The sequence below is a fragment of the Azospirillum cavernae genome (genome assembly GCF_003590795.1).
GTDB classification, from domain to species: Bacteria; Pseudomonadota; Alphaproteobacteria; order Azospirillales; family Azospirillaceae; genus Azospirillum; species Azospirillum cavernae.
Window position 1 is genome coordinate 127445 of sequence record NZ_QYUL01000001.1, and the last position, 12176, is coordinate 139620.

A 12176-nucleotide genomic window follows, 5' to 3' on the forward strand; every position below is an offset into this window, starting at 1 on the left:
CCCATGGATCGAAAAGGCGGGCAACAGGATCAGGCGGGCGGAACGAGACGCCGTTCCGCCCGCCTTCAGCGCGTCACTTGGCGTTGGAGACCTTCACGTCGGCCAGCTTGAACACCCAGAAGGAACCGCCCTGGGTGACGCGGGTGGTCAGATCGGCCAGATCGCCGCCCCACAGCGGCACCGCGCCGCCATAGCCGGTGGTGATGCCGACATACTGCACGCCGTCCTGTTCCCAGGTGACGGGGGAGGAGATGATGCCGGAGCCGGTCTGGAACTTCCAAAGCTCCTCGCCCGTCTTGGCGTTGAACGCCTTGGCGAAGCCGTCGCCAGTGCCGGTGAAGATCAGATTGCCCGCCGTCGCCAGCGTGCCGGACCACAGCGGCAGCTCTTCCTTATGCTCCCAGACGATCTTGCCGGTCTTGGGATCGAGCGCGCGCAGGGTGCCGACATGGTCGTTGAACAGCTTGTGGATGCGGAACCCCATGCCGAGATAGGCCGAGCCGGGGTTGTAGCCGACATGCTCGGTCCAGTAATCCTCCTTCCAATGGTTGGCGGCGATGTAGAACAGCTTGGTGTCTTCGCTGTAGGACATCGGGTTCCAGTTCTTGCCGCCCAGGAAGGGGGGCGAGACCTCCACCGCCTTGCCGCGCTTTTCGTCGCCGACCGGCAGGGGCGGGCGTTGGCCGTCATTCTCGATGGGGCGCCCGGTCTTCAGGTCGATGCCCTTGGCCCAGGTGATGCCGTCCACGAAGGGATAGGCGGCCAGCACGCTGTTCGGCTTGTTGGCCTCGCCGCCCGCGTTGGCCAGCTTGTTGCGGTCGGTGACGTAGAAGAAGCCGTTGCGGTCGGCGTGGCCGGTCGCCTTGATCGTCTTGCCCGCCGCGTCGGTGTAATCGAACAGCACCAGCTCGTTGTTGCCGGAGAAGTCCCAGGCGTCGTTGGGGGTGTGCTGGTAGAAGCCCTTCAGATCGCCCGTCGTCGGATCGACATAGGCCTGGCCCGAGGTGTAGAGGCTGTCACCTGGCCAGCGCGCCCAGCCGTTCCACGGGGCCGGGTTGCCGGTGCCGATGACGATGGTGTTGGTCTCCAGGTCAAAGGTCGCGCTCTGCCAGGGCGCGCCGCCGCCATGGCTCCAGGCTTCGACCAGCTTGCCGTCCTTGTCGCGCGGCCAGGACGGGGCGTTGGGGTTGCCGGTGATCGTGCTGTCCTTGCCGTTCAGGCGGCCCATATGGCCTTCGACCATCGGGCGCATCCAAACCTCTTCGCCGGTGTCGGGATCGCGGGCGTAGAGCCGCCCGACCACGCCAAACTCGTCGCCCGACGAGCCATGGATCAGCAGAACCTTGCCGGTCTTCTGGTCCTTCACGATGGTCGGCGCGCCGGTCATCGTGTAGCCGACCTTGTGATCGGCGAATTTCTGCTTCCACACCACCTTGCCGGTGTTTTTGTTCAGCGCGACGATGGACGCGTCCAGCGTGCCCATGAACACCTTGTCGCCGTAGATGGCGGCGCCCCGGTTGACCACGTCGCAGCAGGGGCGGATGTCGTCGGGCAGGCGGTGGGCGTAGGACCACAGCCGCTTGCCGCTCTTGGCGTCCAGCGCGAACATCCGCGAATAGGACGCGGTGACGTAGACGACGCCGTCATGCACCAGCGCCTGGGTTTCCTGCCCGCGCTGCTTTTCGTCGCCGAAGGAGAAGGACCAGGCCGGGACCAGACGCGACACGCTGGACTCGTCGATCTGCTTCAGGGTGCTGAAGCGCTTGCCCTCAATCCCCATGCCGTACATCAGCACGTCGGTGTTGGTTTTCGCGTCGTTGGCGATGTCGGTCCAGGTGACGTCGGCGGCCAGGGCCGGAGCGGCGACGGTCGTCGCGGCGATCAGACCGGCGGCGATGGCGAACAGGCTGACGCCAAGCGAGCGGCGCAGCCGACGGGCGGCGGTGGTGGAGCAGGCGGTCATGCGTTTCCCCCGAAAAGTTGGCCGAGACTCATCCGCGCCGCGATTGGGCGGCTGTGGCTTTGAGTCCGGGTGTTTGACGTGTTGGCGTCCGGCAAGGGCGGCGGGCGTCCGCGCATCCGTTTGCGGTCTTCATCCCCGGCGGGAGGCAATCGGCCGGGGCAAAGACAGCATCGGATGCGCGGATGCGCTCGAACGGCGTAGAAACCGTTTCACGGATCAAGATGAGTGTGCGATGAAGCCATCAAATCCCGCACGGTTTGACGGTTCGTCATCTTGACCTCATCATTCTTGGGGAAATGATAGGGACGCACAATGGTACGTTCGGCGGATGATGATTTCCTGAGAGCGTCGGGATAGTGTCCCGCGCCGCATCGGGAAAAATTCCCGGTTTTGCCGCCACGTCGGGCGCGTGCGTTGGGATTGGACCAAGGACTCATGGCCGGATGATCGCGGTGTGGGCTAACATTCCGCAGGACTGCGGATGGTTGACCGTGGGAACGCGCGATGAAGGGCGGAGCATGAGCCTTAAAACCCGCTTGCTGGCGCTGTTCGGGCTGTTCGCCGCGCTGATTCTGGGCGGCGGCGGCGCGGTGATGATCGACAACGCGCGCGACGCGGTGCGGGCGGAAATGCGCTCCGCCCTCGCTTTGGGGGTGGCGCTGGCGCAGGGAAGCGGGGCGGTGGCGGGCGACGCGTCGGCTTTGGGCGGGCTGGGGCTGCGCCATCTGCGCTTTTGGAACGACGCGGCGCCTTTGTCCCACCACAGCAGCGCCCAGCGCGACGCCCCGGATTGGTTCGTCGCCGTGATCGGGGTGGAGCCGCAGGAACAGCGCGTCGGCGCCCTGCGCGTCATCGCCGAACCGTGGGACGAAATCGCCGAGGTGTGGGAGGATCTGAGCGATCTGGCCATCGCCATTCTCGGGCTGACGGCGCTCCTGTTGGCGGCGGCGGCGCTGGCGGTGGACCGCGCGTTGCGCCCGTTGGCGGCGCTGGAGCGCGGGGTGGAGCGGCTGCGGTCGGGCGGGTTCGACCTGCGCTTTGACGGCGGCGGCGTGCCGGAGTTGCGGCGGCTGGGCGACGGCGTCGCCGCGCTGGCGGTCAGCCTGGAACGGGCGGAGGACGAGAACCGGCGGCTGGGCCGCCAACTGGTGACGGCGCAGGACGACGAACGGCGGGAAATCGCGCGGGAGATCCATGACGAACTCGGGGCCGCCCTGTTTGGCGTCAAGGTGGACGCGGGCGGCATCGTCCGGCTGGCCGAAAACGCCGAGCCGGACACCGGGCTGGCCGACGCCGGGGAGCGGGCGCGCTCCATCCTGGCCACCGCCGACGGGGTGCAGCGGATGAGCCGCCGCATCCTGACCCGGCTGCGCCCGGTGTCGCTCGACCATCTGCCCTTGACCGAGGCGCTGGCCGAATTGGTCGGCGACTGGACGCGCCGTCAACCCGCCATCCGCTGGAGCTTGACGCTGCCGCCGGACGCCGCCGATCTCAACGGGTTGGACGAGGCGCTGCGTTTGACCCTCTACCGGCTGGTTCAGGAGGCGCTGGTCAACGCCCTGCGCCACGCCCAACCCACCGCGCTGTCGGTGGCGGTGGAGCGGGCTGGCGGCGCGCTGGTGGTCTGCGTCGCCGATGACGGAGCGGGCGTGTCGGAGGAGCGCGGGGGCGAGTCCGGCGGCGGCTTTGGCCTGTCGGGCATGGCGGAGCGGGTGCAGGCGCTGGGCGGGCGGCTGACGGTTGGTCCAGCGTCTGGCCCCCCGGCGTCTGGCTCCCCAACGTCAGGCGCCGGGGGGACGCGGGTGCAGGCGGTGTTGCCGCTCGACAGCGCCCTCGCTCCGGAACGATTGGCGGAACGGTTGGAAAGGGCGCAGCCATGACCCACAGCATTTTGCTGGTGGACGATCACCCCATCGTGCGCGCCGGGTGCCAGCGCCTGTTGGGCGACGCCGGTCTGGGCCGGGTGGTGGAGGCGGAGGACGCGGTCGGCGCGCTGGCCCTGTGGCGGGCGGAGCGGCCCGACATCGTCGTGTTGGATCTCAATCTGCCCGGCGCTGGCGGCGGCGGGATGGAGTTGGCGCGGACCCTGTTGGCCGAGGATCCGGCGGCGCGCATCCTGATTTTCAGCATGCACGAGGATCCGGCCATCGCCGCCCGCGCCCTGAAGATCGGGGCCAGGGGCTACATCACCAAGAATCACGCGCCGGAATCGCTGGTGACGGCGGTGGCCTGCGTGCTGGCCGGGGGAATCCATCTCGACCATGGCATGGCGCGCGAGCTGGCGCTGATGACCCACGCCCCCCGACCCGATCCGTTGGACCGGCTGACTCAGCGGGAACGGGAAATTCTCGGCCTGCTGGGGCGCGGCATGACGGCGGCGGCCATCGCCGAAACGCTGGGCGTCAGCCAAAAGACGGTGGCCAACGTCGGCACCCAGATCAAGGACAAGCTGGGGGCCGACAGCCCACGCGCCCTGATCCGCATCGCCATCGACGCCGGGTTGGCGGGGTAGACGCTGCGACGCTGAAGCCTTCGGTGTCCAAAGCGTCAGTAGCGCGGTTTGAGGCCCTTGATAAAGGCGACCTTGGCCGCGTCGGCCTCGCCATCAACGCTGGCGCTGGCCGGGGCGTCGGCCAGGGCCGCGCGGGCGGGCGGGTCGATCCAGCGGACAACCCCCACCGGATCGGACGTCTTCCCCAGCCACTGATCCTGGGCGCGCATCCGCGCCAGAAAGCCGTTTTCGTCGATTGAACCGCCGTTGGATTGGGGAAACGCCAGCGGCTGTATCACGGCGTCTTCCATTGAAAAGGAGGAATCCCGCGCGACCACCCGTGACGATGGCAAACCGGCGCGTTCCGACAGGATGGCGGCGGAGTCCTGCTCGCCTATGGAGCGCAGGGCTTGATCGACGCCGTCCAGGTCAAAGCCCAGAGATTGCAGCTTGTATGCGGCGTCCCCTTCCTTTCGGGTGCTGGCGATGCGGGAGTCGGCCAGATCGGGTGTGAAGAATTGGGGCATAATATAGCGCTGTTTGCCCAGAAGGCCGGTTCTGTCCGGGCCAAGGCCGCGCGACGCCAATTCATCGGACAGTGACTGCCGCTCGTCGTCGTTGGTGGCGGCGGTCATGTTTTCGATGAGGGACGAGCGGCGCTTCAGCGTGTCGGCCAGAGCGTTGTTCAGATCGTCGCCGGTGGCGCCGGGGTTCCGATAAAGATCGTCGTGGTCCTTGCTGAACATGCGGTGCGTGGCGTTCAAGGCGCTGGACCGCGCCTCTTTCAGCCGCTGCTTGAGCGCGTCGTGAACCTCCTCGCCGGTCATCTTGCCGCTGTCCACAAGGCTGACCAACTGGCCGCGCTGTTTGTCAGACAGGGCGTTGAAGACGACCAGGGATTCGTCGTGCAGCGATTTCCCGAGCGGGCTGAGCGAAACGCTGTCGGCGACCGACCCATACCCGCCGCCGGTCTTGCCCACCGTTGTCGCGGCGACGGTGGCGGCGCGATCAACCGCGCTGAAACGATCAATCATCGACGATGACGTGGACGAGAGATTCGATACGCTGGTCATGATGTCTCTTCATTTTTTAATAGCGCGACCGCCGTGCCGAGTCCGAAAACAGACGGGTGTGGCGCGGCGTCTGTTCATATTAAGGCTGTAAAAATCTTCATTCAAATCACCCAAAGGTAATCGCCACCATGACCTTCCGCATAAATTGGGAGGTGCGCGGCGGTGTGTCGCCGCCCTGGGTGGTTGAGCGCGCCCGTGCGGCGCCGCCGCCAAAACCGCGCGGATGCCAACGTTTCGTCGAGATGGCCGGTGGTCGTTAGGGCGTCTGCCAGGACAGAAGGCCGCCGACCAGCTTGCCCGCTTCCTCCGGCGGCAGCGGGCGGGCGAAATGGTAGCCTTGGCCGTAATCGCAGGCCAGCGCGCGCAGCAGATTGGCGTCGGCGCTGGTCTCGATCCCTTCGGCGATCACGTCGAAGCCCAGCAGGCGCGCCAGATCCATGATGATGCGGACGATGGCGCGGTTTTCCTCCGACTGGTGCATGGCCGAGACGAAGGAGCGGTCCACCTTCAAACTGTCGATGGGCAGCTTGTGCAAATAGGACAGAGAGGAATAGCCGGTGCCGAAATCGTCGATGGACAGCTTGACGCCCAGCGCGCGCAACTCCTGAAGCAGGCGGATCGATTGCTCCGCCTTGTCCATGACCGCGCTTTCCGTCAATTCCAGCTTCAGCCAGGACGGTTCGACGCCGGTTTCGCGCAGCACCTCGCGCACCACCTCGACGAAATTCGGGTCGGCGAGTTGGCGGGTGGACAGGTTGACGCTCATGAACAGCGGGGCCGATCCCGGCTCGCGCTGGTCCTGCCAGATGGCGATCTGGCGGCAGGCCTCGCGCAGCACCCAGGTGCCGAGCGTCACGACCAGGCCGGTGCTCTCGGCGATGGGAATGAAGACGCCCGGCGGGATGTTGCCGCGTTCGGGGTGGTTCCAGCGGACCAGCGCCTCGAACCCGGCCAGCCCGCTCGTCACCATCTCGACGATGGGCTGGTAGGCGACCCACAGATCGGTTTTGCCGGACAGGGCGCCGCGCAAATCATGCTCCATCCGCACCCGCTCGACCACATGGGCGTGCATGGCGGGATCGAACCAGGATTGCCGACCGCCGCCCAATTCGCGGGCGCGGCCCGTGGCGATTTCGGCGTCGCGCAGCACGTCTTCGGGCCGTTCGTGGCTGGGCAGGGCGACGGCGACGCCGATGCTGGCCGACAAGAACACCGTGCCGCCGGAGTTGGAGCGGGCGGAGCGGACGATGGTGGACAGCTCCTCCACCGCCTCTTCGACGGTGGGACGGTCGCAAGGACCGGCGATCAGCAGGGCGAAGGCGTGGTCGCTGACCCGCGCGATCAGGTCAAAGGCCGCGCCCTGCGCGCCCAGCCGGTGGGCGAGATCGTCCAACAGCTCGTTGGCGAAGCCCTGGCCCAAGCTGGTGCGGATGTCGGTGAAGCGGTCGATGTCCATGATGACGAGGGTGAAGGGTTCCCCCATCGCCCGGTAATCGGTCAGATGTTTCAGCAGCATCAAACGGTTGGCCAGCCCCGTGACCGGGTCGTAATAGGCCAGCCGGAAGAGGTCGTCCTCGACCTGCCGCCGTTCGGTCATGTCCTGCATGACCACGAAATACCCGGCGATGGCGCCGTTTGGGTTGCGGTGCGGGGCGTGCAGACGCAGGAAATAGCGCTGCCGCTCGTCGGGTTGAATGGTCCACCCCTCTGACGACACGGCTTCGCCGTCCAACGCGCGTTTGGCCGCGCTCAGCGTGTTGCGCAGCGTTTCCGGCCCCAGAAGATCGCCGATGGTGGCGCCGGTGACGCGGTCCAGCGTCGTGCTCATGGCCTCCAGATAGGCCCGGTTGGCGTAAATGTGCCGCCGTTCCCGGTCGAACAGCCCGATCATCACCGGCATGGCGTCCAAAATCTGACGCAGCGTGTCCAGCCCCGGAGCGCCGGACGGCGTGCCGGACAAAGCGTCGATCAGCGCGGTGATGTGAGGATCCAGATTCATGGCGCCAGAATATCAAGAGACCCGCGAGGAAATCGACCACCAACACTTACGCGATGTGTCGCCTGCCCGTCAAAACCAAAGCCGCAGCGCGCCGCCGCCATTTTGGGTTTTCCATCTGGGCGACGGAAAGGCCGAACCGTCACACCCGCGTATTCTTGCAAGTCGGGGTTGCGTTTTGCTGCGGCGCGTCAGGGCAAACCATATGAACTTCTTCTGTTCTGTCTCACCGCAGCGGCGAGAAATCGGTCGGCCCGCCCTTTTGGTTGTTGATGTGGGATGCGCCGCTTCCCAATTGCGGGAGGTGGGCGAGGCTTGTGGTCCGCGAAGTTCGTATGTCTGCGCTCCATATTCGGGCTGTCGCCACACCCCTTCGGTGGGCTTATACTGCTATCCCAAGTGGGGGCGTTGGCCCATGCGGCACCCTCCAATCAACAACACTGGGGGAGAATCGCGCCATGGCTTTCAAGGATCTGCTTGTGCTGGTCGATGACACCGCCGCCTCGGCGGCGCGTCTTGATCTCGCCGCCCGTTTGGCGGCCCAGAGCGAGGCCCATCTGACCGGCCTGTACGCCGTGAGCGACATCATGCTGCCCGGCTACATCGAAGCGGAAATTCCAGAGGAGTTGCGCGCCAACCGGCGCCGGAGCGTTCAGGAGCAGACCGCCCGCGCGGCCAACCATTTCACTGACGTCATGCGCCAGCACGGCCTGACCGACCGTTCGGAATGGCTGTCGGCGGAAGGGGATCCGACCATCGCCGCCGCCGTGCGCGGGCGCTACGCCGATCTCATCATCGTGGGGCAGCCCGATCCCGACCGCGACCGTGACCAGCCCATCGCCCAACCGGCGGATCTGCTGTTCGAGAGCGGTCGTCCGTTGCTGGTGGTTCCCTACGCCGGGCGCTTCTCCAGCATTGGCGAGCGGGTGTTGGTGGGTTGGAACGGCAGCCGCGAGGCGGCGCGCGCCATCGGCGACGCCATGCCGCTGCTGACCCGCGCCAAGCGCGTCGTGGTGATGGCCGCCAACCCGAAACCCGGCCCGCGCGGTCTGGGCGACGAGCCGTGCGCCGACATCGCCCGCCACCTGTCGCACCATGGCTGCAAGGTGGAGGCGACCCACGTCGCCACCGACGTGGTGGAACCGGGCGACACCCTGCTGAACACCGCCGCCGACGAGGGCTGCGATCTGTTGGTGATGGGGGCCTATGGCCGCTCGCGCCTGCGGGAGTTGGTGCTGGGCGGGATGACCCGCTTTATGCTCCACCACATGACCGTGCCCGTGCTGATGAGCCACTGACCGGACATGGTCGCCGTCGCCGCCGGATCGGCCCCCATCGGGGCTGGTTCGGCGGCGTTGGTGAGAGGCAAGCCGGGGACCATCAGCTCGGGTTGACGGCCTCGCACCAGGATTGCCGCCGTTCGCCGTGATAGGGGCGGACCAGCCCGGTTTTCAACAGAGCCTCGCTCAGATCATCGCCGCTGGTGATCCGCACGCGGGCGCGGACCCGCCCGCCGTATTTGTCGGGCTGAACGTCCATCAACTGGACCATGCCGACGCCAACCAAACGCCGCGCCGCGTCGCGCGCCGATTCGGCCATCGCCTTTTCCTGCGGGCAATGCGCGTGCAATTCCGGCGCGTCCACCCCGGCCAAACGGATGTTGGTTTCCACCGACTGGCCGAGCCAGATGATGGCGCGGACGCTCAGCGTGTCGCCGTCAATCACCTCCACCACCTCCGCCGGGATTGGGCCGGGCAGGGTGGCGGGGGCGCCCGTCACGGGGGCCGCGCCCAGCAGCGCCGCGCCGACGCTCACAAGAGCGGCGACGGACGCGACGGCGGGGATCCAGCGGTGACGGAAAACCATCGAAAAGCGCCCTGAGCCAAACGGACGGCGGGTCCGTTTTCCAGCGCCAAAGCTACCCCGCTTTGTCCAGAAGGGCAAGAAAAATAGGCTTTTACTCCTGAATACGAATGTATGAATTCAGGTTATGGCCGCATATGAGGCAAAAAGTCCTCAAAGAGTTTAGAAATCGGAGCAGCGGCCCTTGATCTCCCAATCGCCGTAGCGGGTTGGCTCCGGTCCCTTCGGGCCACCGATCTCGCCCGGCTTCTGCGTCGGCCCTTTGGCTCCGCTTTCGTTGGCGGTGGCGTCAGCGGCGTCCGGCGTCGGTGCGACGGGCGCCGTCTGGTCGGCGGGGAGGGGCGCGTGGTCGGGGGTGGGCGTGTCGGTCATGGCAACCATCATCATGGTGGGCGTTGCGGTCGCCGCATCATCGGCCAAAGGCGCTGGAAAGTCCCGGATGAAGAACACATCCCACCGTCGCGCGGTTTTGGGGGCGGCCATAGGACGCACAGGCGCGGGGCGTTCCATGGGCGGACTCGGGTCGGCCTTCCGGTCTATAGGAGCATGGTTAAAGGATTGCGCGACGGCAGGGCCGCGACTACCCTGCCGCGAGCGTTTCATCATCACGGTCGCCAAGGGAAGTCCGCATGTCCGACGTCGCGAAATACCGCCTTGTCACCCGTTCCGACTTCGACGGGCTGGTCTGCGCCGTGCTCCTGAAAGAGCTTGGCATTCTGGACGAGATCAAGTTCGTCCACCCCAAGGACATGCAGGACGGCAAGATCGAGATCACCGACCGCGACATCACGACCAACCTGCCTTATGTGGACGGCGCGCATCTGGTCTTCGACCATCATTTGTCGGAAACCATTCGCGTCGGCGAAAAGCCGAATTACGTGATCGATCCGTCGGCCCCGTCGGCGGCGCGCGTCGTTTACAATTATTATGGCGGCAAGGACCGTTTCACGACCATTTCCGACGAGATGATGGTCGCCGTCGATCAGGCCGATTCGGCCCGTTACGACAAGGACGACATCCTCACCCCCACCGGCTGGACGCTGCTGAACTTCATCATGGACGCGCGCACCGGGCTGGGGCGTTTCCGCGAGTTCCGGGTGTCGAACTATCAGTTGATGATGGACCTCATCGATTATTGCCGGTCGCACTCCATCGCCCAGATCCTCGATCTGCCGGATGTGCGCGAGCGGGTGGACCTCTACACCCAGCACGCCGAGAAATTCGTGGATCAGCTCAAGCGTTGCTCGACCCTGCGCGGCAACGTCGTGGTGCTGGATCTGCGCAACGAAGAGACGATCTACGCCGGCAACCGCTTCATGATCTACGCGCTGTATCCCGACACCAACGTGTCGATCCATGTGCTGTGGGGCCTGAAGCAGCAGAACACCGTGTTGGCCTGCGGCAAGTCGATCATCAACCGCAGCTCCAAGACCGACATTGGCCCCTTGATGCTGGAATATGGCGGCGGCGGCCATCAGGCGGCGGGCACCTGCCAGGTTCCCAACGATCAGGCGGCGGACGCGCTGGAAGCGATTGTTGGCCGCATGCAGGCGGATGGCTGAACTCGTTCTGAGCCATCTGTGCCGTCATGGTGACGACCCATCGCCTGTTCGCCGACGCGTGGCTTGACGCGCTGTCGGTCGAAACCCCGCCGGACGCCGCCGCGTTGGTGATCGACGCGGCGTTGACGCGGGTGGACGAGGCGCTCGACCAGTTCCGCATCCGCGTTCAGGAGGCGGAGCGCGGCGGCGATCCGGCGCGGGTCGCGCCGCTGCTGCGCGCGGAAACCGCGATCCTGCCCGACGCGGCGGCGACGGCGGATGACGCCGTCCACGCGGTGATGCAGCGCGTCGCCTTCAAACGGCGGGCGTTGCTGCCGCTGTTTCCGCCCTTGCTGGAGCGTCTGCGCGTCGCCCATGGCGCGGCGGCGGTCGTCTGCGCGCGGACGCGCTGGCGTCTGATGGCGCGGCGCGCGCTGGCCGATCCCGGCGGCCCGTCCAGCCCGATCCACGGCCACGGCACCCGCTATGTCAAAAGCGACCGTTTCGACGCCCGCGCGGTGGAAAGCTTGCCGCCGGGCGACCGCGTGCGCGCCGACCGCGCCTTGAAACGGTTGGGCGAAAGCCCGATCCCGGTGGAGCTGGATTTCCGCCCGCTGGAGCTTGGCGGCGTCGCGGTCGCCGGGCTGTGGAGCGTCAAGGCGGGGGGAAGCAACCGCTTCATCCTGCGCCAGGAGCAGGACCGGCGCGGTCCATTTTTCATCGTCGAGGATGTCGGGCCGTGGCGGGATGAGGTCGCGGTCTGACGCCGCGCTCCCCCGCCACGTTCCTTTAATGACCAATCACGACAACCAGAGCGCCGCCAGGGCCAGGGCGGCGGGCAAGCCCTGGATCACCAGGATCTTGCGGTTGACCGACCACGCGCCATAGGCCCCCGCGACGACGACGCAGGCCAGGAAAAAGCTTTTGATCTGAAAGGCGACGGCGGGATCGGGGTGGATCAGCCCCCAGATCAGCCCGGCGGCGAGAAAGCCGTTGTAAAGCCCCTGGTTGGCCGCCAGCACGGCGGTGGTCCGCGCCTTGTCCGCCGATTGGCGGAAGGTCTTCAGGCCGATGGGCTTGGTCCACAGGACCATTTCCAAAATCATGAACCAGACGTGCAGAAGCGCCACCAGCGCCGCCAGAACCGTCGCGACAAACCCCATCCTCATCCTCCTGTCGCCGCCGTCTTGCAGGGCGGGTCGTACAATTTGCCAAACGATCAAAGCATCTGACCCGCAATCCGCGAGCG

General features: G+C 66.4%; 11 protein-coding genes. 5 read left to right on the forward strand and 6 right to left on the reverse strand.

The genetic code is table 11. From position 1 onward, the window contains the following. Positions 1–73 precede the first annotated feature (73 nt). The gene (locus D3877_RS00600; RefSeq protein ID WP_119828876.1) at positions 74–1963 is read right to left on the reverse strand and encodes a methanol/ethanol family PQQ-dependent dehydrogenase; all 1890 of its coding nucleotides are present in this window, start codon (positions 1961–1963) and stop codon (positions 74–76) included. Between the two features lie 518 nt (positions 1964–2481). Here D3877_RS00600 and D3877_RS00605 point away from each other — a divergent pair. Further along, on the forward strand, positions 2482–3843 hold the full coding sequence (locus D3877_RS00605) for an ATP-binding protein (protein ID WP_119830694.1): 1362 nt from the start codon (positions 2482–2484) through the stop codon (positions 3841–3843). Beyond that, entirely contained in the window at positions 3840–4475 is a 636-nt protein-coding gene (locus D3877_RS00610; RefSeq protein WP_119828877.1) for a response regulator, read from the forward strand. The genes D3877_RS00605 and D3877_RS00610 overlap by 4 nt, the downstream gene beginning before the upstream one ends. A gap of 35 nt (positions 4476–4510) precedes the next feature. On the opposite strand, the gene D3877_RS00615 is transcribed toward D3877_RS00610, so the two are convergent. Both D3877_RS00615 and D3877_RS00620 read right to left on the reverse strand, forming a co-directional pair. Further along, complete coding sequence (locus D3877_RS00615; RefSeq protein ID WP_147395066.1) at positions 4511–5527, reverse strand: hypothetical protein; 1017 nt, start codon at positions 5525–5527, stop codon at positions 4511–4513. Positions 5528–5783: 256 nt separating this feature from the next. Beyond that, positions 5784–7526 carry a putative bifunctional diguanylate cyclase/phosphodiesterase gene (locus D3877_RS00620; RefSeq protein WP_119828879.1) on the reverse strand — a complete coding sequence of 581 codons (1743 nt, stop codon included), beginning with the start codon at positions 7524–7526 and terminating at the stop codon, positions 5784–5786. A gap of 455 nt (positions 7527–7981) precedes the next feature. Between D3877_RS00620 and D3877_RS00625 the strand changes: the two genes are divergently transcribed. Continuing rightward, positions 7982–8821 carry a universal stress protein gene (locus D3877_RS00625; RefSeq protein ID WP_119828880.1) on the forward strand — a complete coding sequence of 280 codons (840 nt, stop codon included), beginning with the start codon at positions 7982–7984 and terminating at the stop codon, positions 8819–8821. A gap of 82 nt (positions 8822–8903) precedes the next feature. On the opposite strand, the gene D3877_RS00630 is transcribed toward D3877_RS00625, so the two are convergent. Together D3877_RS00630 and D3877_RS00635 are read right to left on the reverse strand one after the other, a co-directional pair. Continuing rightward, a complete protein-coding gene (locus tag D3877_RS00630; protein WP_119828881.1) occupies positions 8904–9389 on the reverse strand; it encodes a thermonuclease family protein in 486 nt (161 codons plus the stop codon). Positions 9390–9548: 159 nt separating this feature from the next. After that, positions 9549–9758, reverse strand: a complete 210-nt coding sequence (locus tag D3877_RS00635) for a succinate dehydrogenase assembly factor 4 (RefSeq protein ID WP_238474656.1) — start codon at positions 9756–9758, stop codon at positions 9549–9551. Positions 9759–10015: 257 nt separating this feature from the next. Here D3877_RS00635 and D3877_RS00640 point away from each other — a divergent pair, with 257 nt between their 5' ends. Together D3877_RS00640 and D3877_RS00645 are read left to right on the forward strand one after the other, a co-directional pair. Further along, entirely contained in the window at positions 10016–10948 is a 933-nt protein-coding gene (locus D3877_RS00640) for a DHH family phosphoesterase (RefSeq protein ID WP_119828882.1), read from the forward strand. A 26-nt stretch (positions 10949–10974) separates the two neighbouring features. Next, on the forward strand, positions 10975–11691 hold the full coding sequence (locus D3877_RS00645; RefSeq protein ID WP_119828883.1) for a hypothetical protein: 717 nt from the start codon (positions 10975–10977) through the stop codon (positions 11689–11691). Between the two features lie 36 nt (positions 11692–11727). Here D3877_RS00645 and D3877_RS00650 read toward each other — a convergent pair whose 3' ends face one another. Beyond that, positions 11728–12090, reverse strand: coding sequence for a DUF1304 domain-containing protein (locus D3877_RS00650; RefSeq protein WP_119828884.1), 363 nt, complete (start codon positions 12088–12090; stop codon positions 11728–11730). Between the last annotated feature and the right edge of the window lie 86 nt (positions 12091–12176).